Annotated in this window: 24 protein-coding genes; 17 read left to right on the top strand and 7 right to left on the bottom strand. The window is 69.3% G+C overall.

From position 1 onward, the window contains the following. Nucleotides 1-787: 787 nt before the first annotated feature. Nucleotides 788-1060, bottom strand: coding sequence for a hypothetical protein (locus tag IE290_RS06555; protein WP_191243529.1), 273 nt, complete (start codon nt 1058-1060; stop codon nt 788-790). 223 nt (nt 1061-1283) lie between these two features. On the opposite strand from IE290_RS06555, the gene IE290_RS06550 reads away from it, so the two are divergent. Continuing rightward, nucleotides 1284-1883 (top strand): hypothetical protein, encoded by a 600-nt coding sequence (locus IE290_RS06550; protein ID WP_191243528.1) that lies wholly within the window; start codon nt 1284-1286, stop codon nt 1881-1883. Nucleotides 1884-2316: 433 nt separating this feature from the next. Here the strand turns inward: IE290_RS06550 and IE290_RS06545 are convergent, their stop codons facing one another. Beyond that, the gene (locus tag IE290_RS06545; RefSeq protein WP_191243527.1) at nt 2317-2589 is read right to left on the bottom strand and encodes a hypothetical protein; all 273 of its coding nucleotides are present in this window, start codon (nt 2587-2589) and stop codon (nt 2317-2319) included. 120 nt (nt 2590-2709) lie between these two features. Between IE290_RS06545 and IE290_RS06540 the strand changes: the two genes are divergently transcribed. From IE290_RS06540 to IE290_RS06530, 3 genes are all read left to right on the top strand, one after another. After that, the gene (locus IE290_RS06540) at nt 2710-3006 is read left to right on the top strand and encodes a hypothetical protein (protein WP_191243526.1); all 297 of its coding nucleotides are present in this window, start codon (nt 2710-2712) and stop codon (nt 3004-3006) included. 157 nt (nt 3007-3163) lie between these two features. Beyond that, a complete protein-coding gene (locus tag IE290_RS06535) occupies nt 3164-4732 on the top strand; it encodes an HD domain-containing phosphohydrolase (RefSeq protein WP_191243525.1) in 1569 nt (522 codons plus the stop codon). A gap of 68 nt (nt 4733-4800) precedes the next feature. Beyond that, complete coding sequence (locus IE290_RS06530) at nt 4801-5166, top strand: DsrE family protein (protein WP_191243524.1); 366 nt, start codon at nt 4801-4803, stop codon at nt 5164-5166. A 12-nt stretch (nt 5167-5178) separates the two neighbouring features. On the opposite strand, the gene IE290_RS06525 is transcribed toward IE290_RS06530, so the two are convergent. Then, the gene (locus tag IE290_RS06525) at nt 5179-6579 is read right to left on the bottom strand and encodes a selenium-binding protein SBP56-related protein (RefSeq protein ID WP_191243523.1); all 1401 of its coding nucleotides are present in this window, start codon (nt 6577-6579) and stop codon (nt 5179-5181) included. A gap of 150 nt (nt 6580-6729) precedes the next feature. On the opposite strand from IE290_RS06525, the gene IE290_RS37750 reads away from it, so the two are divergent. The 11 genes from IE290_RS37750 (at nt 6730) to pqqE (ending at nt 17878) form a co-directional block, all read left to right on the top strand. Next, the gene (locus IE290_RS37750; RefSeq protein WP_373300398.1) at nt 6730-7536 is read left to right on the top strand and encodes a sigma-70 family RNA polymerase sigma factor; all 807 of its coding nucleotides are present in this window, start codon (nt 6730-6732) and stop codon (nt 7534-7536) included. Next, nucleotides 7533-8099, top strand: a complete 567-nt coding sequence (locus tag IE290_RS37745) for an MFS transporter (protein ID WP_229874248.1) — start codon at nt 7533-7535, stop codon at nt 8097-8099. Before IE290_RS37750 ends, IE290_RS37745 begins: the two co-directional genes overlap by 4 nt. Nucleotides 8100-8629: 530 nt before the next feature. Beyond that, the gene (locus IE290_RS06505) at nt 8630-10024 is read left to right on the top strand and encodes a DNA-binding protein (RefSeq protein ID WP_191243522.1); all 1395 of its coding nucleotides are present in this window, start codon (nt 8630-8632) and stop codon (nt 10022-10024) included. Nucleotides 10025-10048: 24 nt separating this feature from the next. Continuing rightward, nucleotides 10049-12280: a catalase/peroxidase HPI gene (gene katG, locus IE290_RS06500; protein ID WP_191243521.1), complete on the top strand. Its 2232-nt coding sequence runs from the start codon at nt 10049-10051 to the stop codon at nt 12278-12280. A gap of 215 nt (nt 12281-12495) precedes the next feature. Continuing rightward, nucleotides 12496-12957 carry an MSMEG_3727 family PQQ-associated protein gene (locus tag IE290_RS06495; RefSeq protein ID WP_191243520.1) on the top strand — a complete coding sequence of 154 codons (462 nt, stop codon included), beginning with the start codon at nt 12496-12498 and terminating at the stop codon, nt 12955-12957. 15 nt (nt 12958-12972) lie between these two features. Beyond that, nucleotides 12973-14673, top strand: a complete 1701-nt coding sequence (locus IE290_RS06490) for a PQQ-dependent dehydrogenase, methanol/ethanol family (protein ID WP_027935204.1) — start codon at nt 12973-12975, stop codon at nt 14671-14673. A gap of 46 nt (nt 14674-14719) precedes the next feature. Next, nucleotides 14720-14815 (top strand): pyrroloquinoline quinone precursor peptide PqqA, encoded by a 96-nt coding sequence (gene pqqA, locus IE290_RS06485; RefSeq protein ID WP_027935205.1) that lies wholly within the window; start codon nt 14720-14722, stop codon nt 14813-14815. 6 nt (nt 14816-14821) lie between these two features. After that, nucleotides 14822-15781, top strand: a complete 960-nt coding sequence (gene pqqB, locus IE290_RS06480) for a pyrroloquinoline quinone biosynthesis protein PqqB (RefSeq protein WP_229874247.1) — start codon at nt 14822-14824, stop codon at nt 15779-15781. A 3-nt stretch (nt 15782-15784) separates the two neighbouring features. Then, a complete protein-coding gene (gene pqqC, locus IE290_RS06475; protein ID WP_191243519.1) occupies nt 15785-16489 on the top strand; it encodes a pyrroloquinoline-quinone synthase PqqC in 705 nt (234 codons plus the stop codon). A gap of 5 nt (nt 16490-16494) precedes the next feature. Then, the gene (pqqD, locus tag IE290_RS06470; RefSeq protein WP_191243518.1) at nt 16495-16788 is read left to right on the top strand and encodes a pyrroloquinoline quinone biosynthesis peptide chaperone PqqD; all 294 of its coding nucleotides are present in this window, start codon (nt 16495-16497) and stop codon (nt 16786-16788) included. Further along, nucleotides 16781-17878: a pyrroloquinoline quinone biosynthesis protein PqqE gene (pqqE, locus tag IE290_RS06465; protein ID WP_191243517.1), complete on the top strand. Its 1098-nt coding sequence runs from the start codon at nt 16781-16783 to the stop codon at nt 17876-17878. The genes pqqD and pqqE overlap by 8 nt, the downstream gene beginning before the upstream one ends. A gap of 12 nt (nt 17879-17890) precedes the next feature. Here the strand turns inward: pqqE and IE290_RS06460 are convergent, their stop codons facing one another. Continuing rightward, a complete protein-coding gene (locus IE290_RS06460) occupies nt 17891-18430 on the bottom strand; it encodes a manganese efflux pump MntP (RefSeq protein WP_191243516.1) in 540 nt (179 codons plus the stop codon). Nucleotides 18431-18463: 33 nt separating this feature from the next. On the opposite strand from IE290_RS06460, the gene IE290_RS06455 reads away from it, so the two are divergent. After that, nucleotides 18464-18829 carry a hypothetical protein gene (locus IE290_RS06455; protein ID WP_191243515.1) on the top strand — a complete coding sequence of 122 codons (366 nt, stop codon included), beginning with the start codon at nt 18464-18466 and terminating at the stop codon, nt 18827-18829. Nucleotides 18830-19223: 394 nt separating this feature from the next. Here IE290_RS06455 and IE290_RS06450 read toward each other — a convergent pair whose 3' ends face one another. The 3 genes from IE290_RS06450 to IE290_RS06440 all read right to left on the bottom strand — a co-directional run bounded on the left by IE290_RS06450 (nt 19224) and on the right by IE290_RS06440 (nt 22288). Beyond that, complete coding sequence (locus tag IE290_RS06450; protein WP_191243514.1) at nt 19224-19772, bottom strand: hypothetical protein; 549 nt, start codon at nt 19770-19772, stop codon at nt 19224-19226. Nucleotides 19773-20580: 808 nt separating this feature from the next. Next, complete coding sequence (locus IE290_RS06445; RefSeq protein ID WP_191243513.1) at nt 20581-21612, bottom strand: XRE family transcriptional regulator; 1032 nt, start codon at nt 21610-21612, stop codon at nt 20581-20583. A gap of 19 nt (nt 21613-21631) precedes the next feature. Continuing rightward, nucleotides 21632-22288 (bottom strand): hypothetical protein, encoded by a 657-nt coding sequence (locus IE290_RS06440; protein ID WP_191243512.1) that lies wholly within the window; start codon nt 22286-22288, stop codon nt 21632-21634. A 287-nt stretch (nt 22289-22575) separates the two neighbouring features. Between IE290_RS06440 and IE290_RS06435 the strand changes: the two genes are divergently transcribed. Beyond that, nucleotides 22576-25395, top strand: a complete 2820-nt coding sequence (locus IE290_RS06435) for an NACHT domain-containing protein (RefSeq protein ID WP_191243511.1) — start codon at nt 22576-22578, stop codon at nt 25393-25395. The last annotated feature ends 127 nt before the right edge of the window (nt 25396-25522 follow it).

Raw genomic sequence — 25522 nt, 5'->3', positions numbered from 1 at the left:
AGCGGGGCGCAGTCGCGCATCTTCCCCGGGCCTTTGAGGCTGCGGCGACACGAGCGGTCGAGTTGACCGGTCCCGTCAAGCTGGAAGACGTGGTCGGGCCGCCAAGGGCACCTTCCAGCCGCGGTCCGCCGAGGTCGAACACCGCCGCCACCATCGAGTGGCCACATGCCGTCTGGTACGCACTCGTACCGGCGCACGCGCTGCCCGGCAGACGTCGAGCGTGTCAGGTCATAGATGAAGGTGTGAAGTGGACGGACGTCCGCAGCTCGGTGGCAGCGGGAGCGTTCGCACTCTCCGCATCGCGGCACTCGTCGTCGCAGCGATCGCCGCGTGCGCCGCGTGGAAGACGAACGAGACGCAAGCCAATCAGCTCGCCCGGCTGGAGGAGAGCCAGCGGCGGAAGCCGCCGATAGCGGACCCTCTTCAGCCCGGAGGTGCGGTGTGCCCAGCGCCGCGACCCAGGTTCTTCCGGTTGGCCCAGCGCCATTGCTTCTTGCTGATGAAGTGGTGTTTCCTGCGCGACATGCTGCCTCGTTCGGATCGCGTCGGGGTAGGGCGTTCACGGTGGTAAGCATCGCGAGATCACCCAGCTCGGCGCCGTAGGCCATCCCGCCGTGGGACTCGTCGCGGGTCTGCGCGAACGGTTCTGACCGGCACGCGCGACACAACCATCAGCCCTGGGTGCGAGCCGAACGTGCCCCACCGCACTCCTCGGCGGGCGTGGAGCAGCAGGTTGACCCCGGTTACGGCCTTCGCGTTGGTGATCGCGTCGTCCGCGCGCCGAGGGTCAGCGTCTCCTGCCCGTCGCCCGAACCCCCTCGCCCGAGGTGCCGCTGGCGTCGTCACCGTCGTCGTCATTCTGGTCGTCACTGTTGCCGCCCTGGTTCTGGTCGTTGGTGTGCTCGTCGCCGTCGTCCTGGCCCTCGCCGGCCTGATTGAGCAGCTGGTCCAGGTGATCGCCTTGATCGCCCGTGCCGGTGCTCGTGCTGCCCTTCGACCTGGTGCTGGTTGTGGGTGCCGCGGTGCCCGTGCGCGGTGCCCGCCTGAACGGCGCGATCATCGATCACATCGAACTCGGGTCGCACCTGCGAGGCCCAGAGGCGCCCCGAGTTGCCACACGACGACCCGCTGCACTGAATGGGTGAACATTCAATTTTCCGGGTGCGCTGCGTAATGAGGACCATGATCAAGACGTAATTGAGGATGACGAACATCAACGCGTAGGCCATCGCCCCGCTCCCCTTGGCGACTGGTCTCCTCTGCTGAATCCCCGGAGCACACCCATGGAGATCTTCCTCGTCCTGCTCATCATCGCCGCGCTCGCCGGGTTGGCCATCAAGAAGGGCTCCGACCAGCTGAAAGCTGACCGGGCTGAAGGCGTCGTAGCCACCTGCGGACGGTGGCGAGTGACTCCGACCGAGTTCCTCATCGGACTTAAGAACGACACCTGCGTCCGGCACCCATTGGCCGGTCTCGACGCCTCCTTCGATATGTCAGGCGACATCAGCCGCGACTCGGGCCGGTACACCATGACGCGGTTCGCGCTGCTTGGCCCGTTCGCGCTCGCCGCGAAGAAGGGACGCAACAAGAAGATCGACGACCGCGAGGGCTATCTGACCGTTGTCGGTGGTGATGGTGTCGCGCTTCTGCAGACGGTGAAGGGACCGCAGTTCGGCGCCGCGAAGCAGTTCCAGATCAAGTTCAACCAGCTCGCTCTCGCTGCGGCAGCCCAGCAGCACCAGGCGCCGCTGGCTCCTCCTGCCTCTCCGCAGCTTCCTGCTGCGCCGGTGTGGCCGGTTTCGCCTTCAGAGCCTGCCCAGAGTCGTCCCGGAAGCGTGAACTACTCGGGGCGCATGGGTCTTCGCCGCCCGCCCCAGCAGTAGCGACTGCGGTTCTGCCCGCCGCATCCTTGGTCACATCTGCAACGTCCACCGTAGCCACGCTTGGCGTTGAGCTGCGTATCTGGCTCGGTGGACGAGGTCTGCGATGACCCCTCGGTCGGCGGGTTCGACCATCGTTCCCTGCAGCGCCCGCGCGGCCCGGCGGCTCAAATCTGGGTTTGCCGGGCTCATCGGGCGACAGCAAGGCGGTGCGGTTGGTGATCAGCGCCGCGCCGGGTCGTTGGCGATCTCCCGCTCGGTGGGGTCGACGAACCAGTGCCGGTCACCGACGTACTCGCGGAACGCCATGCGGGCTTCACGCACGTTGTCGCTGTCCAGCTCGCCGTCGCCACGGTCGTCGTCGGGACCCGAGCCGCTGCCGGCGTCGTGGTCCTGGTCGCGCTGGCCGCCGCCTGCACGCCGACCTACGCCTCGGTCACAGTCGCCGCGGAGCTCTCGCAGTACCGCGCTGACCCGGCGGGGGCGTGAAGTCGGCGCGGAAGCGGGCCGCGCACGACCACGGCACCTGGCCAGGGCCGACGTGGACGTAATCGACGAACCCGCCGACGCGGCGCCGAGCCAGCAGCATCCCCGTCGCATGACTCGCCGAGAACCGGAACCCCGCCGCCTCGGCGGCCTCACGCACCGCGGGGGACAGGTACTCATCAATCTCGGGACGTTCGGCGGCTACGGTCTGTGATCGGGACATGCCACTAGCGTGGCGTTCGGGCGCTGCGGTGATAAGAGCATTCTGCGGGGCATCGCGGGGCAAACAGGGGCATCCGCGCTGGTCTGCGAGCTACAGTGGGATGCGGATCGGGAGGGGCTCATGGACGAGCCGAACGACAAGCTCCGCGCCGCGCGCCGCGCGACCCCCTCCCGGCGCGTGCCCGGTGAACCTATGAGTCCGGGCGAGCTGGCCGACGAGGTGAACCGCTACCTCTGGGACACCACCGGGCGGCGCTACCAGCTCGACGGCGCCACGCCGCTCCTTCACTCGCACGCAGGCGAGCTTGGCGCGGTCACCCTCGGGCGTTCCCCCGCTGAGTTCCTGGCGGCCACGACGGTGGCGACCCCGGTCCGTGCCAGTGTCGGCTGGACCGACAAGGCCGGCAAGCTTGCGTGAGCGTTTGATTGGAAAGATCCTCGCATTCAGCGGGTGCGGGAAGCCGCCGCCGCGCTCGCGCGCGAAGACGCCGTTCGCGGCCGAAAACCCCTCGTGGCCCTGGCAGTGTGCGGTTGAGGTGGTCCGGTACGGGGCCGGCAGCCTTTATGCTGCACACATGGCGGAGGGTGATCGCGATTCGGGGATCACGCTGGCCGAACTGCTGGCCGCGTTCTCCCTCGCGACCGACCTGGGCCTGGGGCAGCCCATGGAGCATCTGCTGCGCGCCTGGCGCATCGCCATCGGCCTGGCCGACCGGCTCGGCGTCGCGGGGGAGCGGCGCGACGAGCTGTTCTACGTCGCGATGCTGTCGTGGGTGGGTTGCGTCGCCGACTCACCGGAGGTCGCGGCGTCCTTCGGTGACGACATCGCCTTCCGCGCCGGGAGTTTCGACGCAGACCTGGCCGGGCTGTCCGGCGCCGGGTTCTTCCTCCGCCACGCCGCGGCCGGCCAGGCCGTGCCACGCCGGGTCCGGGCGGCGGCCACGCTCGTGCTCACCAACGGCACGCGTGTGGCGCGGGGAATCCAATCCCACTGCCTGACGACGGCCGTGCTCGCGGAACGGCTCGGCTTGGGGCCCGAGGTCGGCACGGCGCTGCGCCAGTTCTTCACCCGGTGGGACGGTCGCGGCGTTCCGGCCGGTGTGGGTGCCGCCGACGTGTCCCCGTTGGTGCAGCTGTTCCAGGTGGCCGACGTGGCCGAGGTGCACTACCGGCACGGCGGCCTGGACGCCGCGGTCGGCGTGGCGCGTGCGCGCCGGGGCGGTCAGTTCGCGCCGGCCGTCGTCGACGCGTTCTGCGCGCACGCCGGCGATCTTCTGGGCGGACTCGGCGACACCGTGGACGTGCCGCGCCTGCTCGCGGCCGAGCCGGCGCTGTGCCGTCGGCTGTCCGAGCGGGAACTCGACGCCGCGCTGGAGGGGCTGGCCGACTTCACCGATCTGCGCAGCGGCTGGCGGGCCGGGCATTCTCGCGGGGTCGGCGAACTGGCCGGCCGGGCGGCCGGCGTGATGGGGCTGCCGCCCCAGGACCGGACGGTCCTGCACCGGGCCGGCCTCGTCCACGACATCGGTCTGCACGGCGTGCCCGTGACCATTCTCGACAAGCCGGGGCCGTTGTCGGTCACCGAGCAGGAACGCATCCGGCTCAGCGCGTACTACACGGAACGGGTGCTGGCCCGGCCCGCGAAGCTCGGCCGGATCGGTGCGGTCGCGGCGCTCGCGCACGAGCGCCAGGACGGCAGCGGGTACCACCGCGGAACCGGCGGTGCCGCGGTGCCGATGACGGGGCGGATCCTGGCCGCGTCCTGTGCGTACCGGGCCATGCTCGAGCCGCGTTCCCACCGTCCCGCCCTGACCGCGAAGGCGGCTGCCGGCGCGCTGCACGGCGAGGTCCGGGCCGGGCGTCTCGACACCGACGCCGCCCACGCCGTGCTGACCGCGGCGGGCGTGGAAGGGCGTCAGGCCCGCCGGCCCGGGCCCGCGGGCCTGACGCCGCGCGAGGTGGAGGTGCTCGTCCTGATCGCGCGGGGCGCCGCCACCGGCGACGTGGCCGCGCGCCTGGGGATCTCCCGCAAGACGGCGGGCACCCACATCGAGCGGATCTACGCCAAGACCGGCGCGTCCTCGCGGGCCACGGCGACCCTGTTCGCGTTGCGCAACGGGCTACTCGACCCGCTCGATCTGTAGGGAGAACACCCGATGACACGGCGGTTTCCCACGCCTACGGTCCCCTCATCCGATCCTGAGGAGGGGCCATGCCCAGCAAAGCGGTCATCAGCCTGAGCACCGGACTGGAAGATCCGGAGAAGGTCACCGTCGCGTTCCTGGTCGCCGTTGGTGCCGCGGAAACCGGCCGGGAGACGCTCATGTTCCTGACCAAGGAGGCCGTCCGGCTCGCCCTGCCGGGAACCGCGACGGGCGTCGCCTGCGACGGCTGCCCGCCGCTGGCCGACCTGGTCAAGCGGTACGAGACCGCGGGCGGGCGGTACTTCGTCTGCCCGATCTGCTTCAACGCCAAGCAGTTGGACCCCGAGACGTTGATCGGCGGCGCGGAGCTCAACGGCACCGTCCCGATGTGGAACTGGATCGGCGACGAGCCGGCCACCACGTTCAGCTACTGAGCCGCGCACGTTTCAGCGGTAGCAGTACGAGTCCGAGGACGCGTCGCCGCCCTGGAGGCGCACCTGGTGCGCCCGCAGCCCCCGGAAGTCGTCGCCGTGCGGGAAGACCCGGGTGTCGATCGTCAGGCCGCCCCCGGTGTCCGGGTCGGTGTCGAACTTCGCGAGCCACGCCCCGACTCCGTCGGGGTAGAACTGGTCGTCCCAGGAACCGTACAGCGAGTTCGTGACGTAGATCCGCGTCCCATCCCGGCTCACCTCCACCATCTGCGGTCCGCCGGACAGGGGCTCGCCAGGAGCCGCGGGGTGCGGGACCCGTCCGGTGATCCCGCCGAGGCGTACGGACCCGGTCTCGCGCGGATGGGCCGGATCGGTCACGTCGAACTGCTTCAGCTCACCGGTTCCCCAGCAGGACACGTACAGGAACCGGTCGTCCACGGACAGGTCGATGTCGCTGATGAGAGGCGGCACCGCCCCGAACGGTTGCAGCGCGGGCGGAAGGGTCGCGGGATCGGCGGGTTCGGCCGGAACGGTGATCACCTTGTCGGCCTGCCAGGTGCCGCCGTCGCGGTGCCAGCGCCACACCGAGGCCGACAGATCCTCCGTGCTCACCACGACTCCGACGAACCCCCAGGTCGCCTCGGGGTCGTGCGACGGCCGCAGCTCCAGCACCATCTGGTACTGCCCGCCGAGGTCGACGCGCTGCAGGTGGCGGCCTTGATCGAAATCCCAGAAGTGCAGCGCGTGGCCGTACTCGCCGCCGAGCAGCAGTTCCGGGTTGAGCCCGTCCTCGATCATCGACGGGGTGCCCCACTCGCTCGTGACCAGCGTGTTCTGGTTCAGGTGCCACCACGCGTCGTAGGCCAGGTACTGGGGTCCGCGCTCGGTCTCCCACGCGCGCACGACGTCGAACGTGTCATGGTCGAGCAGCGCTATCCCGCCGGGGCCGTCCTCCCCGGCCCCGCCCAGGCAGGACAGGTACACCCCGTCCGGCCCGCAGTGCAGAGTGTGTGGCCGGGAGTAGCCGGCCTTCGCCGCGAGCTCGTCGGCCGCCACGGTCCGCACCAGCCTCGGATGCCGCGGGTCAGGTTCGGTGTCGTAGACATGCACGTTGGACGAACGCAGCCCGGGCAGCAGCAGGTAGCGCCGGGAAAGTCCGCCGGTGTCGTGTCCGGCGTGCGCGTACGCGCTACTGCAGGCGTTCCACCCGAAGTGATGCAGCTCGTCGCCCCGTGTGGGCAGGTCGGCCCAGCCCACGATCGTGCCGTAGGCAGGTGATCCGGGGTCGGTGTCGAGCACGGTGAGTGCGTCCGGCCGCTGGGCACTGCGGTCGAACGCGACGATGTAGGCCAGGCGTTCGGCGGGTGCGGCGATCGCATCCGCGGGGCTGCGGTAAAAGGTGGGGTCCAGAGTCATCGGGTCCTCCACGGCCGGCGGTTGCGGAAGACCCTCCACGCTGCCACCGCGCCCGCTCGCGCAGAAGAGGCTTTCGCACCTGGTGATGAGTTTTCTGGCCCGCGGCCGTCACACCTGCGACGGCAGACCACGAGGCGGAAGGATGACGTGATGGGTGCGGACACGTGGACGGCGCTGGGCGTGAGCGGGATGGGCGAGGTCGACGAGGCGACGTTCTCGGGGCTGGCGGAGCGGCACCGCCGGGAGCTGCACGTGCACTGTTACCGGATGCTCGGCTCGTTCGAGGACGCCGAGGACACCGTGCAGGAGACGTTCCTCCGCGCGTGGCGGCGGCGGGAGACCTTCGAGGGGCGGTCGACGTTCCGGGCCTGGCTGTACCGGATCGCCACCAACGCCTGCCTGGACCTGCTCGCCAAGTGCGGCCCGGAGCCCGCGGCTGGCGGCGAGGTGCCGTGGCTGCAGCCCTACCCGGACCGGCTGCTCGACGAGCTGCCCGCCGGCGGCGCTGCCGCTGACGATCGACGTCCTGCGCATCACCGCCGGAGCGATCACGGAGATCATCACCTTCCACGACGACCAGTTCCCGCGGCTGGGACTGCCGGAGCGCCTGCCGGGGGACGGCACGGAGTAGCGCGACCGGCAGCGCACAACCGGACAGTCGGGAAACCCCTTGCCGCGCGGTCGATCGTGCTGTCGGATCCGGGCGCGGGCGGGCCGGGCGTGCTGATGCGGCACGCGGTGGCGGACCTGGAGGCGTCGCCGGTGGACGGCGAACGGCACGTGCGGATGGCTCACCTGCGGCTCACCGACGAGCAGTTCGCCGTGCTGGGAGCGCGGCTGCACGCGCTGGCGGACGAGTACCGGGAACTGTCGGATCCGTCGCTGCCGGACGCCTCACTCGTCTTCGCCCTGTTCCACCCGGCAATGGGAGAGCGGGCCGACGGGGATGCCCAGTGACCTCGGGCGTTCGGAAGTTGCCGGCCGGGTTCGGGCGGCTGTGGACCGCGCGGACGGTGTCCTCGCCGGGCGACGGGGTGTCGCATGCCGCGCTGCCCCTGCTCGGGCTGACGTTGACGCGGGATCCGATGGCGCTCGCCGTCGTCACGGCCGCCGGGATGGTGCCGTGGCTCATCTTCGGCGTGCTCGGCGGTGCGCTGGTGGACCGCTGGGACCGCCGGCGGACGATGTGGGTCGTGGACGCGGCGCGTGCGGTGCTGCTCGCGGTCGTCGCCTTCCTGCCCGGCCTCGGTGGACTCTTCTTCGACACCTCCGCCACGGCCTATCTGCCGGATCTGCTCGGTCGCGACCCCGCACGCCTGGAGCGCGCCAAGGCTCGGTTGCGCGGAGCCCAGACCCACGTCCGGCTTCGCGGGCCCGCGGGCAGTGTGCTGCCCGCGCTCGGGCGGGCGGTTCCGCTACGGCTCCGGCCTGCTCGCTCACCGCGGAGGCCACCGGAAGCCTGCTCGCCGCGGGCATCGCCTCCCGGCTCGGCCGGAGGCTCGGCACCGGCACCGCACTGACCTGCACGGCCGCGGTCAAAGGACTGGCCATCCTGAGCCTCGCCTCCGCCTCGAACCCGTACGTGGCCTGGCGCTCGCCGTCTGCGGGGCCGGAATGGGCGCCACGATGGTGCTCGGGCCCTCCCTCCGGCAGGCGATCGTCCCGGCCCGCCTCATGGGCAGGGGCGCGTCAACCTCCCGCATGCCGGCCATGTGCGCCGCCGCCGTCGGGGCGTTCCTCGGCGGCTGGCTGGCGACCACCTCCGGCGTCCGCGGACCGCGCACCCGGCTTGGTGTGAAGGATGTCGAGCAAGCCGGGCGGCATGGGCATGACGATTCGCGAGTTGCTCCACGTTCTGGCTGACCGGCGCCGAGATCGGGGGTAGCTCTGCCGGAATTTGGGCCTACCCTGGGCAGTGCCGGTCCGGTACCGGCCCTGACACGAGTGGTGAAGCGGAGGACGCACGACGCGGTGCGCGGCCCGGACGAGCCGTGGCGGGACGGCGCGCACGCCGCCGGGCGTTGGGCGGGACCAAGGGCGGTTCTCCACGATGAGGGATGCGCATCGGCACGAGCCCGTGGCCGGGAACCCGGGCAGCGGCACCGTGCTCGCGGCGTGGGAACGGTTCGTGCGGGGTGAGGATCAGGTTCCCGGTGTCCGGCCCGTGGTGGCGATCTCCTGGTATCGCTGCCGGGACCAGTACCGGGTCGACCCCCACCTCAGGGAGGTCCCGGTGGCCGTCGCGAAGCCCGACCCCGCGCCCGAGCACGATGTCGTGTTCGCGGAGCTGGGTTTTCGCGCCGCCTCCGTGGCACATGAAGTGGGCAACCTCGGTGGCGTCGTCACCGTCACCGACGCCACCGGCCGGATCCTCGCCGAGTGGGGCGACCAGGCCACGCTCGCCCGGGCCACCGATGCCAACCTGGCGCCCTGGTTCTGCTGGTCCGAGTGCGCGGCCGGCACCAACGGCATGGGCACGGCGCTCGAGGCGCACGGCCCGGTGCTGATCCGGGGTGCGGAGCACTGGTGCCAGGCGTTCCACGACTGGTTCTGCGAGGGCGTCGCCGTGCGGGACGTGGTGACCAGGGAACCGATCGCGGTGCTGAACATCTCCTGCTGGCGCAGCCAGCTGCCCGCCTCCGCGGGAAGCTGGCTGGCGAACGCGGTCACCAGGACCCAGCGCATGCTGACCAGGCGCGCCCGGGACAGCGGCGCGGAATTGGTCGCGGCGTTCAGCCAGGCCCGGGCCCGCTCGACCGCGGGCCTCGCGGCGCTGGACAACGCCGGCAAGGTGGTGATCGCCGACGAGACGGCCGGCGTGCTCATGGGCGTCCCGGCCGCCACTCCGGCGGTCGACCCCACGCTGCGGTGGCGGCCCGGGCTGCCGGAACTGATCGGGGCCGTGCGGTACGCCAGCAGGCAGGCGGCCCGCAATCCCGACTGGGTCGGCTCGACGCAGATCTTCACCCGCCTCGCCGACGAGCCGACCTCGATCAGCATCCGGCCTGTCTTCACCTCCGGTCACCTGATCGGGAACCTGGTCTCCTTCGGCGATCCCGACGGGGCGCCGGTGCCCCGGGCGGACGGCGCCGCGCAGCCTCGACCACGGCCGCGCCGCGTGGTCGCGACGCGCGACAACCGCATGGTTCTGTTGCGGCTGCCGGAGGTGTCCTTCGCCGAGTCGGAAGGCAACGACGTGTGGCTGTGCACCGACCAGGGGCGGTTGCGTGCCGCGTCCGCGGGCCTGGACAAGTTCGACGGCGAGCTGGCCGACGCCGGTTTCCTCCGGGTGCACCGCCGGTACGTGGTCAACCTCAGCCGCGTCCGCGAGGTCGAGCGGGGCGTCAAGGGCGAGCTGTCCCTGATCATGGACGACGGGGGGAACACGATGGTGCCGGTTTCCCGGCGGAACGTGCCGGCCGTGCGCCGCGCGCTGGACATCTGAGCTCCGTGCCCGGAAAGGATTCCCATGGCTGAGAGCGCGGACGCCCCCGCCGCCCCCGCGACTGCCGGCGGCGGCCTCGGCCTCTCCGTCCCGTCCGAGCCGCGCACCCACCGGGCCGCGGGCGCGCGCCTGCGCGACTGGTGGCCGGACCGGCTCGACCTGACGGGCCTGCGGCGAAACCACTCCATGGCCGAGGACTTCGACTACGCCGCGGAGTTCCGGACGCTCGACCTCGACGCCCTGGCGCGGGACGTCGACGCGGTGCTGACGACCTCGCAGGAGTGGTGGCCCGCCGACTTCGGCCATTACGGCCCGCTCGTGATCCGGATGGTGTGGCACGCCGCGGGGACGTACCGGATCGACGACGGCCGGGGCGGCCCGGCGGCCGGCTTGCAGCGCTTCGCGCCGGTGAACAGCTGGCCGGACAACCGGAACCTCGACAAGGCGCGCCGGCTGCTGTGGCCGGTGAAGCAGAAGTACGGACGCAAGGTGTCCTGGGCCGACCTGATGATCTTCGCGGGCAACCGCGCCCTGGAGACGATGGGCTTCACGACGTTCGGCTTCGCCGGCGGCCGTGCGGACGTGTGGGCGCCCGACGAGGACGTCGACTGGGGTCCCGAGCCCGTCTGGCTCGGCGATGGACGCCACCGCGGGGTCCGGGAGCTGGAACGCCCCCTGGCGGCCGACCAGATGGGCCTCATCTACGTCAACCCGGAGGGCCCGAACACCGTCCCGGACCCGCTCACCTCGGCGCGGGACATCCGCGAGACGTTTCGGCGCATGGGGATGAACGACGAGGAGACCGTCGCGCTGATCGCGGGAGGGCACACCTTCGGCAAGACCCACGGGGCGGCCGATCCGGAACGCCACCTCGGCCCCGAACCCGAGGGCGCGCCGATCGAGGAGCAGGGCCTGGGGTGGAAGAGCAGCTACGGCACCGGAAAGGGCGCCGACACCATCACCAGCGGGCTCGAGGGCACGTGGACACCCACGCCGACGAGATGGGACAACAGCTTCTTCGAGACGCTGTTCGGCTACGCGTGGGACCTGGTGCTCAGCCCCGCCGGTCTGTGGCAGTGGATTCCGGGGGACGGCGGCGGGGCCGGCACCGTGCCGGACGCCCACGACCCGTCGAAACGGCACGCCCCGACGGTTCTGACGACGGACCTCGCGCTGCGGTTCGACCCGGTCTACGAGCGGATTTCGCGGCGCTTCCTCGACAACCCGGACCAGCTGGCGGATGCCTTCGCCCGGGTCTGGTTCAAGCTGACGCACCTGGACATGGGCCCGATCCAGCGCTACCTCGGCCCGCTGGTGCCGCGGGAGCGGCTGCTGTGGCAGGACCCGATCCCCGCCGTGGACCACGAGCTGGTCGACGCCGACGACGTCGCCGCCCTCAAGGCAACGATTCTCGGCTCCGGGCTGCCCGTGGCCCGGCTGGTGTCCACCGCTTGGGCGTCGGCCTCGACGTTCCGTGTCAGCGACAAGCGTGGCGGGGCCAACGGGGCGCGCATCCGCCTCGAGCCGCAGCGCGGCTGGCAGGTCAACGACCCGGACACGCTGGCGCAGGTGCTGCGCAGGTACGAGAGGATCCAGGAGTCCTTCGACAGCACCGAAACCAGAGGCAAGCGGATCTCGCTGGCCGATCTCATCGTGCTCGGCGGATGCGCCGCGGTCGAGCAGGCCGCCAAGGCCGCCGGCTTCGACGTCGAGGTCCCCTTCACCCCGGGGCGGATGGACGCCTCGCAGGAGTGGACCGACGTGGAATCCTTCGCGGCGCTCGAACCGGCCTCCGACGGGTTCCGCAACTACCGTGGGAAGGGCAGCCGGCTGCCGTCGGAGCACCTGCTCGTCGACCGGGCGAAGCTGCTGAACCTCACCGCGCTCGAAATGACCGCCCTGGTGGGGGGCCTGCGCGTGCTGGACGCGAACTCCGGGCAGTCCCCGCTGGGCGTGTTCACCTCGGCCCCGGGGACGCTGACGAACGACTTCTTCGTCAACCTGCTCGACCCGGGCATCGAGTGGACGGCGGCGGCCGGGTCCGTTCCGGGCGCGGAGACGTTCGTGGGCCGTGACCGCGCCACGGGCGAGGTCAGGTGGACCGGCAGCCGCGTCGACCTCGTGTTCGGCTCGAACGCCGAGTTGCGGGCTCTCGCCGAGATCTACGCGAGCGACGACGCCGGGGAGAGGTTCGTGCGCGACTTCGTGGCCGCGTGGGACAAGGTCATGAACCTCGACCGGTACGACCTCGCCTGAACCCGCCGGCGGCGGCGAATCGGGTACGAGCGGTAGCCGGTGGCGGACGAACGGCGTGGTGCGCCCGACTTCGCGCGCGCCCTTGTCGGTGCGATTGCCGCCGCGTAGAGTTTTTCCCGGTTGGTGATTCGCAATTCGTGAATAGTAATCGCCATGTCGGGCTGCGTGCTTCTTGTGCCAATGATTTGCGATTCTGGATGAGGAGGTGAAGCCCGGTGACGACCGCTCAGGAACGGGTCGACCTGCTGAACGAGCTCGGGTTGGACGCGCAGAACAAAGCGGCACTGGGTCAGGTGCTGGGGACCGGGAGCATCGGGAAGGCGACGGAGCGGGCGGACGGCCGGATGGAGGCGACCATCCGGATCCGGCCCGACGAGATCAGCTGGGACCCCTCCATTCTCGTCATGCCGCACGGGGGTGATATCGAACTCGAACTCGTCAACGACGACCTGAACACGCATTGCGCGCTGCTGCCGAGCAACGGCGACCGGAAATTCATCTGGCTGGTGAACCATTCGAAAGGAAAAGCGACACTCAACCTCGACGGCCCTGGCTACTACTGGTTCAGCTCGCCCACGGGCAACGACGAGGGCCGGGGACTGACCGGCGCCATCGTCGTGCTGGGAGACGTTCCGCCGGAGGCTCGCCTCGACCGTCCCGACCAGCCGCGGCCCTAGATTGGAGGAGACACGATGACGGTCGAGTACGTGGACGCGGGCGAGGCCATCGACCAAGGAAGGCTGAGCGGCAAGGTCGCCGGGGGAGAGGTCGCGCCGCCGGTGGTCCGCGACGTCGGGTACGAGCGCATCCTGAACGCCCGGTCCGAGCCCCAGAACTGGCTCACCTACTACGGCGCCTACAACGGCCAGCGGTACAGCCCGCTGGACCAGATCAACACCGAGAACGTCAAGCGGCTCGGTCCCGCGTGGGTGTTCCAGGCCGGCACGACCGGCCTCATCGCGGGCGCGTCGACCTACTCGTTCGAGGCCGCCCCGATCGTCGTCGACGGGGTCATGTTCCTCGCCGGCTGGGACGGCTGGGTCTGGGCGCTCGACGCGAAGACGGGTGTCGAGATCTGGCGGTACAAGCACGCGGTCCCGTTCGACGTGTCGCTGTGCTGCGGGAACGTCAACCGCGGGGTCGCCGTCGCGGCCGGGAAGGTGTTCTTCGTGACGGCGAACGCGCACGTGCTCGCGCTCGACGCCACCACCGGCAAACGGGTCTGGGACCAGACCTACGGTGACGTGCGGGCCGGCGAGAGCGCCACGGTCGCGCCGCTGATCGTGAAGAACAAGGTCATCGTCGGCAGCTCCGGCGGGGAGTTCGGCGTGCGCGGCCACCTGGACGCGTTCGACCTCGAGACCGGCGAGCACCAATGGCGCTGCTACACGGTTCCGAAGCCCGGGGAGCCCGGCTCCGACACCTGGCCCGCCGACGGCGAGGCGTGGGCGCGTGGCGGCGCGAACTGCTGGATCACCAGCACCTTCGACCCGGAGACCAACCTGCTGTACGTGGGCACGGGCAACCCGGCGCCCGACTTCGACGGAGGCGTGCGCGAGGGCGACAACCTCTACACCGACAGCATCATCGCCGTCGACGTCGACTCCGGACAGATCCGCTGGCACCACCAGTGCACCCCGCACGACGTGTGGGACTACGACAGCATCGGTGAATGCATCCTGTTCGAGTCGGAGGGGCGCAAGCTGCTCGGTCACTTCGACAAGAACGGCTACTTCTTCGTCCTGGATCGCACCGACGGCGCGCTGGTCCAGGTCACCCCCTTCGTGGACCGGATCACGTGGGGGGCGATCACGCGTGACGGCAAGGTGACGGCCAAGGTGTACCCCGACGAGGAGGGGGTGCCGGTCCACTTCTACCCGGGGCCCGCCGGCGCCAAGGAATGGACCCATGCGGCCTACAGCCCCAGGACTGAGCTGTTCTACGTCCCGGTGCAGGACGTCGGTGCCACCGCGACCCGGCGGCGCCGGGAGTTCAAGGAGAGCATTCCCTATTGGGGCGCCGGTGTTCAGGTGGACATCGAGGACATGACGGGCAGCATCAGCGCGTTCGACGCCAACGGCGAGGAGAAGTGGCGCTGGCGCAACGAACTCCCGATGTGCGCCTCGGTGTTGGTGACCGGTGGCGATCTGGTGTTCGCCGGTGAACCCTCCGGGGAGTTCAACGCCCTCGACGCCCGCACGGGGGAGCTGCTGTGGCAGTTCCAGTGCGGGAGCGGTCACCACAGCAACCCGACGACCTACATGGTCGATGGCAGGCAGTACGTCGCCGTGCCGGTCGGATGGGGCGCCTGGTCGGAGGGATTCCTCCCCGGCATGCTCGGCGCCGGTCACGGAAGCGCGCTGATCGTGTTCGCTCTCCCGGAGACGTCGTAGCGCCGTGGGACAGCCTGCCGGAGTGTGGCGGAGAGGAGGTGGATCCATGGAGTCCGAGCTCGTTGTGTGGGAGACGCCCGAGTTCGAGGAGATCGGAGTCGCGCCCGAAGTGACCATGTACGTCGCGCAGATGGAGGACTGACGGGACGTGGAGTGGCGCTGGACCGCGGGTCCGGCGCCCTCCGGCGGCCCGGCCGGTGAGGAGACGGAGGGCGTGGTGTTGCTGCGGGTGCTGGGCTCGGCTGCCGGGGGCGGCTCCCCGCAGTGGAACTGCGGGTGCCCGGTGTGCACCGCGGTGCGCTCCGGGGCCGGCCCCGCGCGGACCCAGTCGTCGGTCGCGGTCAGCGCCGACCGCCGGCGCTGGTTCCTGATCAACGCCTCACCCGATGTGCGAACACAGATCGAGGCGTTCCCCGCCCTGCACCCGCGCGAGGACCGGACGACGCCGCTCGAGGCGGTGTTGCTCACCGATGCCGAGCTGGACCACACGCTCGGCCTGCTGGTGTTGCGCGAAGCCCGCGCGGGCCTGTCGTTGTACACCACGCCTGCGGTGCACAAGACATTGCGGGACGGCTCGCGGCTGTTGCCGGCACTCGAGCGCTACTGCCCGGTACAGTGGCGGGCGGTGGTCCCCGGCGTGGGCATGTCCCTGGACGGCGGGCTGTCCTGCCGGGCGTTCGACGTGCCCACCACCAAGCGGAGCCGGTTCGGGCCGGGCGAGGACCACGGCCGCGTCGTGGGCTACCGCCTGACCGACGAGCGCAGCGGGGGCACGCTGGTGTACCTGCCGGGAGTGCAGGCGCTCACGCGCGAGCTCGCCGCGGAAATGCAGGGCTGCCAATGCCTGCTGATCGACGGGACGTGCTGGCGTGACGACGAGCTGGTGCGGCTCGGGCTGGCCGGCAAGACGTCCCGGGAGATGGGGCACCTGCCGATCGACGGGCCCGACGGCAGTCTGGCGCTGCTCCCCGCACTCGGTGTGGGGCGCACGATCTTCGTGCACATGAACAACACCAATCCGATCCTGCTGGAGGACTCGCCCGAGCGGCGCGTCGTGGAGGGCAGCGGCATGGAAGTGGCCCGGGACGGCCTCGAGGTCGAGGTGTAGGCCGTGACGGCGACGAGCGGGACGACGAGAACCGATGCCGACGGCTTCGTCGAGGCGTTGCGGGCCCATTCGCGGCGCTACCACGACCGGCACCCGTTCCACGTCAGGATGAATGCCGGGCGCCTGAGCCGCCGGCAGATCCAGGGCTGGGTGGCCAACCGCTTCTACTACCAGGAGAACATCCCGCGCAAGGACGCGGCGATCCTCGCCAACTGCCCCGACCTCGAGGTCCGGCGGCGCTGGATCCGGCGGGTCGTCAACCACGACGGCCGTCACCCCGGGGAGGGCGGCGTCGAGGCGTGGCTGCGCCTCGCCGAGGCCGCCGGGCTGACTCGCGAAGAGGTCCAGGACCACCGGCACCTGGTCCCCGGCGTGCGGTTCGCTGTCGACGCCTACGTGGATTTCGCCCGGACCCGCCCGTGGGTGGAGGCGGTGGCCTCCTCGCTCACTGAGCTGTTCGCACCGGACCTGATGGCGGAGCGGCTGGCCGCGTTCGAGCGGTGGTACTCCTGGATCGAGCCGGCGGGCCTCGCCTATTTCCGGGCCCGTCTGGAGGAGGCCCCCCGCGACTGCGAGCACGCTCTCGAGGTGGTCACCGCGTACTGCCGGTCACCCGAATCCCGGGCGCGTGCCGTCGATGCGTTGTCGTTCAAGTGCGATGTCCTGTGGAGCCTGATGGACGCCATCGACCAGGCCTACCCGGAGTGAGCGTCATGCACCCGGCGACCCGACCCGATCTGTCCGCAGTGGACCGGCCGAGGCTCGCCCGCCACGTCCGGTTGTCCTTCTGCCGGACCAGGCAGCGTCCGATCCTGCTGCTCCCCGAGACGGTGGTGGTGCTCAACGGCAGCGGTGCGGACATCCTCGGGCTGTGCGACGGCCGGCACACGGTGGCCGAGATCGTCGCCGAGCTGGGCGCACGCTACCGGAGCGTCCCGGGCGACGAGGTGCGGCGGTTCCTGACGCGGCTCGTCGCCCGCCGTTGGGTGGAGGCCGGCGATGGATAGTCCTTTCGGGTTGCTCGCCGAGCTGACCTACCGCTGCCCGCTGGCGTGCGCGTACTGCTCCAACCCGGTGAACCTGGCCGGCTACTCCGGCGAGCTGACCACCGACGAGTGGCGGCGGGTGCTGGCCGAGGCCAGGGACCTGGGTGTTCTGCAGTGCCATCTGTCCGGCGGGGAACCGCTGCTGCGGCGCGATCTGGTGGACCTCGTGGCGCACGCCCACGGCCTCGGCCTCTACACCAATCTGGTGACCAGCGCCTTCGGGCTCTCGCGGCCGAGGGCCGAGCAGCTGCGGGCCGCCGGTCTGGACCACGTGCAGATCAGTGTCCAGGCCGACGAGCCGGCCGTGTCCGACCGGATCGCCGGAACCCCGTCCTTCCGGCGGAAGATCGAGGCGATGGGCGTGGTCAAGGAGCTGGGCTGGCCGCTGACCGTGAACGTGGTGCTGCACCGGCACAACATCGACCGCGTCGCCGGAGTGCTCGGGCTGGCCGAGGAGGTGGGCGCCGACCGGGTGGAACTGGCCAACACCCAGTACTACGGCTGGGCCTGGCGGAACCGGGACGCGCTGCTGCCGAGCCGGGCCCAGCTCGCGGCGGCGGAGGTCGTCGTGCGGGCGGCCCGCGAGCGGTTGCGCGACAGGATGGACGTCATCTACGTCCTGCCCGACTACTACAGCCGCTACCCGAAGCCCTGCATGGGTGGCTGGGCGTCCCGGCAGCTGACCGTGACCCCGAACGGCGACGTGCTGCCCTGCCCGGCCGCGCAGTCCCTGCCGTTGCCGCGGGCCAGTGTGCGGGAGGAGTCGCTGGAGCGGATCTGGGCCGGGTCGCCGGTGATGTCCGCGTTCCGCGGGACCGACTGGATGCCGGAGCCGTGCCGGAGCTGCGCCCGGCGGGAGCTGGATTTCGGTGGCTGCCGCTGCCAGGCCTTCCTGCTCACCGGAGACGCCGCCCGCACCGACCCGGTGTGCCACCTCTCGCCCGACCACCACCTGGTCGCCCGGGCGGTGGAGGCCGCCAACGCCGCCTCGCCCGGCGGCGATCGTCCGCTGATTCCGCGCCCGCACCGGGTTCGCCGGGTCGAGCGCTAGCCGGGTTGAGCGCTAGCCGCCGAACAGCACCGGCAGCGTCGCGGCGGCGACGATCAGGGTGAGCCCGCTCAGCAGGTCCGAGCGGATACGGATGAGGCGCGCCGCGGCCCGCCCGAGCTGGAGCCCGACCAGCGACAGCACCGCCGTCATGACGCCGAACACCGCGGCCGAGAACCACGGTGAGAGCCCGAGGATCCCCAGGCTCGCCCCGGCGAACAGGTTGTCCAGGCTCAGCGCCAGCGGGATGCCGAACAGCGCCCACGGATGGTCCAGTTCCTCCGGCTCGGGATTGCGCAGGGCGGACGCGAGGAGGTAGAGACCGTACCCGCCGAGGGCGGCGGCGCCCACTACGTCGGCAACGACCCCGAACGCGTCCCCGATCCGCCGCCCGATCAACAGCCCCACCAGGGGCATGACCGTGTCCCAGAGCCCGAAGACCAGCGCCACCTGCACCGCGCGCTTCAGACCGAACGGGACGGTGCCGAGCGCGATCGAAACCCGGAAATTGTCGAGACTGAGCACGAAACCGAGGACGAGCACTTCCCAGATCACGGCGGCACCACCACCCGATGACGACGATCACCGATGGAGCAGAAGCTGTCGCGGCGAGCATCCGCCATGGTTGGAGATGATATCGCAGCCTGGCTGCGAAATACACCTGTCGAGCTGTTTTCCGGCGTTTTCCCGGAGCTGGTCGCCCGATATGATCTGAAGGTGTCCGGCGTGTCCGACTTGGACATACGCCGCAGGCGTGGTGTTGTTTGCGGACGCTTGTCCGGAACCATTCTCGGCGGTTTTCTTTCGATTTCGCATCTCCGGCGGCGGTTCCGCAGTTCCGTGTCGCACCTGCGGGCATCGAACTGCTTTTCCCGGGCGTTCTCTTGTGCCGGGCAGCTCGGAATTTTGGATGGGGTTCAGCCCGGCGAGCGGCACCCTCTCGCCCCGGCCTGACCACCGCGGGTCGTCATGCGCCCGGGCGACACGGTCTACACGCCGCCCGGGGGAATGGCACTGGCACGGTGCCGCGCCTGAGCACTTCCCGACGCACATCGCGATGTGGGAGGGGCCGGCCGAGGGCCCCGAAACCGAGTGGCGCGAACACGTCAGCGACGCCAGCCGTAGCCGGGCGGGGCATCATGCCAGGGCGAGCCAATACGGAATCGCCGGCGATGAGTTGCCGTTCGGTCCATTTCGGTGGGCGGCCTGGCTTCTTGCCGACGGGCAGCAGCGGCTCCAGGTCTCCGGTGTTCTCGATCGGCTTGGACGTTGATCGAACTACCGGAGACCTCACCAATTTGATCAACAACAGGCCGAAAACCCCGGAGCCGCACCACAACACCACCGGTCAACTCGTTGAAACACTGAGGCCTCGCCGCTGCAACTGCTCGAACAGTAGTTCGACGATCGGGTGGTACTCGCGTCGGGCAAGGGTTCGGTCCTGGGCTTTCGCGACCAGGTCGTCCCAGCTCGCGCGCACGGCTTGGTCCGAGTCGAGAGCGTTCAACAAGTTGCGGGCGGTCGAGAGCGCTTCCGTCCAGACGGCGTCGACGCGAGTTCCGGGTGGCTGGCTGAGGACCGCCGAAGAGCTACTAATGAGGTTCCCGAAGGCCGTCTGGAAGGCGGCGAGCGGTCCAGGGATGTGCGCACGGAGCGATGAACTGATTGCACCCACCGACTTATCGAGATCCCATTGGAGCGAGTCCCGGTTGGCTGTCTTCTTCCAGGCGTCGGTGCCGCTGGCGAGTTCGATCCACTCGGCGATCTCCTCGACGATGACCGTGAGAGGCAGGACGGTGCTGGCGCCGTGGTTCCGATCGAGAGACGACACCAAAGACTTCAGCCAGTCAGGGGCGTCCTCCGACCAATCGTCGCTCACATCGTAGTCGATCATCATGGACGGTCGGCCTATTCGACGGATGGATCAGGGACGAGTGGAGGAGCGTCATTCACTCCAGGATACGCACCCGGGTTCTGCATGACCTCGTCGACGCCAGCGGCGTGCCAGACGTAGCGGGTTCACATGCCGCCGGACGGGCTGTAGGCGCGCCGGCGGACCTGGTGGGCGTCGGCAGGGTCGATCGTGGCCACTCTATTCTGCTGGCGCGCGTGGCGTTGCCGCATCGCGGTCGGCGGCCTGGGAAAGCGGCCGCTTGTTCTCAAGCGCGGGTGCCGATGGTGATTGAGCGTCGGAAGAGTTCGATGAGGAGATCCCGTCAATGGATTGACTCGGGTCCTGGTTGTCGGGCTTTGCTGGACCGGACCTCGCGTTTGTGCGCTCCCCTACGGCGGTGGCGCCGTGTTCGCGAAGTGACCGTATTGACCCGTAGTCACGTCGGCGAGGTCCTCCGCTCCTCCACATGCCATCGGGATTTCGATGCCCTGCCCGGCGAGCAGGTTCCTTCCGATCGTTCTACGACGAAACGTTGCAGTGAAACGCCGAGGGAGGGCGACGGCCATATACCTGGCCGTCGGGCCCGGCGGCGTGCTGTCTCTTGTGTGGCGGATTGGCCCGTGAGCGAATGCGGCCCGCGTTCGCTCATGGGGACTGCGCCGGCGGGCACGCGGAGTACGGTGGCGCGACCTACTGCGGCGCCAGCCGGTCGTCGGCGAGGACCCGGGTTCGCTGCGGCGCCGAATTCGATGATCAGCTTCACCTCGGCAGCTGGATTCGGGCGGAAGCAGCGCCGGGACGGCATGCTCGATCATGCAACCGTCGGCACGAGGTTGCGAATGAACTGGCGAACCTCGTCCTGGCTCAGGTCGAGGTGGGCAGCGGCGTCGTGCACGCTGACCCTGCCCATGGTGCCGAACATGACCTTGCGCAGGAGTTGAGAGGTCTCGGGAACAATGCCGCCTGGTTCAGTGGTGCGGTATCCCTGCTCTGACAGGGCCGCACAGGTGCTGCGGTACTGCCAATCGGACAGCAGGTGTAGCTCGTGCAGGCGATGAGTCATCGCCATGGCCGAGACCTTCCAGTACGACCTCGCGGCGAGGATGCGGTCCAGGCTGGCGTTGCGCATGGACTGGTCGAGGACAGCGCTGGCCGGCATCAAGAAGCTTGCGGCGAACCGGTTGGCTTCTTTTTCCCGTTCCTTTGAGGTGCCGGGTTCCATGTCCTGCTCGCCGTGCAGCACGAGATGCGCGAGTTCGTGAGCGGCGTCGAAACGTTGCCGCTCTCCGGTCTTGGCGGTGTTCAGGAAGACGTACGGAGTCGTGTCGCGGAGGAAGCAGAACGCGTCGATGTCGTCGAACTCGTGGCGTAGTGCTGCGACGCGGACGCCACGTGATTCGAGGAGGTGGACCACGTTGGAGATCGGCTTGTCGCCGAGATTCCACCGGCGGCGTAGAAGTTCAGCGGCTTGCTCGGGCGGAAACTTGTCCAGCGTGGGAATGTCGGGCGCCGGTAGCTTGAACTTCGCCTCGACCACGCCGAAGAACTCGACCACCAGGCTTGCTCCGGCAAGCACGGCGTCCCGCCTGGTCGCGGTGGTCTTGCTGAGCTTGCGAAAGCTCGCGGCTTCGACGGGGATCGTGTCGACAGCGTCTCGCTCGAAGAACGCCGTTGGTACCTCCAAAGTTCGCGCGAGCTTGCGCAGATTCTCCTCGTTGGGCGCGAGCTTTCCGGTCTCGTAATTGGTGAGCGAGCGCAGGGATACACCACTGAGTTGGGCGAGCTTGGTCAGCGTCAGGGCGAGGCGCTGGCGCGCCAGGCGGAGACGGGATGGGTTGAACATTCGTCCTTGCGAGTGATGGTCAGCGGGGTTCGACGCGGACATCGATATCGCCGCTGTCGTTTGGATTGTCGAAGATGGAGAGGTCGCCGTCCAAGTCGAGGAACGCGATGAGGATGCGGTCTTCCCACTTGGTGACGATGCCTCCCTCTGTCATGTCCGACGGCCGCGAAAGTTCCAGCCGAAGTCCGCGGTCGGTGCGCTCGTGCAGCAGGAGCCAGAGTGGAGTGGCCTCGGCGGCCGCCAGCAGTTCCTGGTCCTGGTTCGTTTCAAGCCCTTCAAACAACGAGCTCGTTCCGGTTCGGTCTGCCGTCAGAGAGTCTCGCGTCGCTTTGCCCTTGCGGCGGGTGCGCGGTTGACGTCGCCGGTCTGGATCGGCGACGTTGGTCGCGGAGGCCACAGTGAACGACAGCAGACCCTCCGGGTGCAGGAGCCGGGGTTGGTGGTCGACGTAGACCAGCCGCCAACCGCTCTCCGCCAGCTGCAAGTGGAGGCTCTCCATCGTGTCGTGGTAGAGGTCGGTGCCCGGCGTCGATCCCAGCGCTTTCGATGTCCGGTTGGTGGCACGGGACAGGCCGGGCCTGAAGGCGCTGTGAACGAGTTCCGTCGACAGGCCGAACACGTTGAGCCGACGCTCGGCGTGCGGGCTGGACGAAGCTGAGGGCAGCAAGGTCGTCACGGCACTCCTTCCAGAAGATGCGCGAGACGCTACCGCAATCGTGGGCGGATTTCGCGCAACACGCCGTGGATAGAGGCAGCAACGCCGGCGGACACGCCCGGTGCCGGGCAGGGTCGGCAGGAGGAGGTGCCGTCAGAGGATGTGGTCAGCAGACGGGTTGCCGGTTAGGGCAGTTCGTGTCAAGCGGTGTGTTTCTCGGGTGAATGGCCAGCACAGTCCGTAACGAGCTGGACCTCTTCGGCGATACTGACGGTTGTCCTGTTGTCCAGGCCATCCGGAGCGCGCAGGTGACCGAGCCGACCAGCCTCGCCTTGATCGTGGCACAGGCAGCGGTCAAGGCGGCCGCGGGCAGCGCGACGACCGCGTCCCTCCCCGCGCTGCGCAAACTCCTCAAGAAGGTTCGCCTCGACCCCAAGATCCTTCGCGGGTTCACCGCGTGGCAGGAAGCCAAGATCGACAAGGCTCAAGAAGAGAAGATTGTCAAGTTCGTCTTGAGTCGGGAGTTCCAGGGCTTGCTTGAGCTCGTCGCCTACCTTGAATACCACACCTCGGACAGGTGGCTCGAAGAGCGGAAGAAGCTGCGGGAGACCTTCGCGGACGAGATCGCGCGCCGGGTGACCTTGGACGACCACACGCTGCACACTGTGACCGAAAGCCTGTGGTCACTCGCGCACGACTCGGTTCGTCTGGAGGTCGACCGGGTACGGAAGTCCGGTCGCTCCCGGCGCGAGAGCAACATGTACGTTCAATCGCTGCTCGCCGCGCACCTGTTTCCCGACGACACCACCCTCCAGCGGGCAGTCGAGAGCCGGTCGACCCTCGCGTCGCATTACACCGACGTGACGCACGCGAGGGCGCTCGCCGCGCAAGTCCGGGAAGAGACCCATCGTTCGCACTCGACGATCCAGATGCCGCATTCGCGCGAGAACTTTCGCCCTCCGGTCCACCGGCTGTACGTCCACCGGAAGATGCTCGGGGCCGGTTCGGGTGCCGCCGACAGGTTTTCGACGGAGATCCCCGATCACCAGGTTCACGAGTACGAACGGCGGGTGGTCGTGCTCGGCAACCCTGGTGCGGGGAAGTCTACCTACATCCGCTACCTGACCCATTGGCTCAGCTCGGACGAGAGTGGTCGGGAGCCGGTGACGCCGTTCTTGGTGGAGTTGAAGAACTTCGGCAAGGGCGGGGACGACCTGGTGCAGATGATCGGCAGCCGCCTGCGGCTCCTGCTGCAGACCGAGGTCGACCTGAAGCACATTCGAACCATTCTCACCCTCGGCAGTGCCACGGTGGTGTTTGACGCTCTCGACGAGGCGGGAGACCTCACCGACCGCCGGGAGGCGGTGGAGGCGATCGAGCGCTTCTGCAGGCGATATCCGCTCGTCCAGGTCGTGGTGACCAGCAGGCGTCAGGGCTACGGCAGCGCCCAGCTTGATCCGAGCCTCTTCGCCGCCTACATCCTTCCTGACTTCAATCCCGCGCAGATCCGCAACTACGTCGACAGCTGGTTCCGGTTCGTCGCCGGCCCGGATGCCATCCTCCCGTCGGCACGTGCCACCGCGTTCCTTCGGGACAGCGAGCACATCCACGAGCTCCGGTCCAACCCACTGATGCTGTCGCTTCTCTGCCTGCTCTACGAATACGAAGGCTGGATCCCGGAAAACCGGCTGCAGGTGTACAAGGAGTGCGCGAACCTGATGTTCGTGCGCTGGGACCGGGCGCGGCGGGTGAACGCCAAGGAAACCACGCTGGGGTCCACACACATCTGGTTCCTCTTTCAGGAACTCGGTTACTGGTTCTTCACGAAGGATGTGACGACTGCGCCGACGGAACGGGCCGTGCACCAAGTCATCGAGAGATTCCTCGCGCGCGAGCTCCAGGATCACGTCACAGCGGACACCTCGATCGAGGCCACCGACTTCCTGGAGTTCTGCGCCGGCCGGGCCTGGCTGCTCACCCGAGTGGGCAGTACCGCGAAGGGGGAACGGCTCTTCGACTTCACGCACCGGACGTTCATGGAGTACTTCGCGGCCGAGTACCTCACCCGGCACAGCGACAGCATCGACGAATTCGTTGCGACGATCTGGCAGCTCATCCAGACTGGCGCCAGCTACGTGGTACCCCAGATCGCGATCCAGCAGTTCGACATCAACGTGGCGAACGGACTGAACCGCACAATGCTCGGTCTCCTCAAGCTCGGCTCAGAAGCGCCGGGAACGCTGCATCCGTTCGTCCTGGACACCCTGCACTACGTCCAGCCGTCGGCGTCCACGGTCGAGACCATTCTACTGGCGGCCCTCAAGCACATCGCCGCCCACCGCGACGACGACCTGGCCACTCAGCTGGCTCAGCTGCCATCCCGGTTCTCGGCCGTTCTCGAGGACCTGTCCTTACGGGAGCTCGCCAAAGCCACCGCCTCCGAAGACTTCGCTGCCGCGCAGTTCCGCGGAGCGGTGGGATTCGTCATCGCGGCCAACATCCCACTACCCCCCGATACGAGTTTGCGGCCGTTCTACTCAGGTCATCGCGGATCCCGTGTCCTGGCGCCGTGGCGGCACCTGGCCCGCTCGCACCCAAGCACGGTTTACGAGCTGTATCGGGGGAAGGTTCTCGACGCGGAGGAATTCCTGGCGGTGGCCGGCCGGCCCGCGCTGGTCCGGGCGCCGGAGTTTCTCCTCCTTGACCTGCTGCGCGCCGGAGAGCCGGCTGACTGGCTCTTGGACACGATCGCCTCCCATCCCGACAGCCTCCTGCCGCTGCCGTCCCCCTTGGTCGAGCAGGCGCTGCCGGTGCTGACCGACCTCGCGCAGGCACGTCCCACGAACCTCGACGACACAGCGGCGCGGCGTGCCGGTTGGTACGCGCTCTTCGCCGCCTTCAGCTGTGCGGCCTTCGAACAGGGCCGGGATTGGCTGCCGCTCTTCCGGGCGGTCATCACCAAGCTCGGTCACGAAGCCGAGCTCGCCGGCATGTCGCGTGTCCAACTCGGCGGCCTCGCGCGCGTCGTCGGCAACGACGCAGGTCTACGCACCCGTTGGGCAGACAAGCTCGGTGAGTGGCAGCACGGCCTCATCAGCTTCGGCACTGCGGACAACCAGGGCCGGTAACCGGCCCACCCAAGGTTGCGGGCGGCGGTTCGGCGGCTTTCACCCGTTCACGCAGCAGTTGAGCGACCTACCGATGTCAGAGCTGCTGCGCCGTCTCGGGCGCCTCGGCCTGAAGTCAAGAGGACCG

Origin of the sequence: Amycolatopsis deserti, assembly GCF_014653945.1 — a bacterium.
Lineage (GTDB): Bacteria > Actinomycetota > Actinomycetes > Mycobacteriales > Pseudonocardiaceae > Amycolatopsis_E > Amycolatopsis_E deserti.
This window is presented reverse-complemented; position numbering and strand designations above follow the sequence as displayed.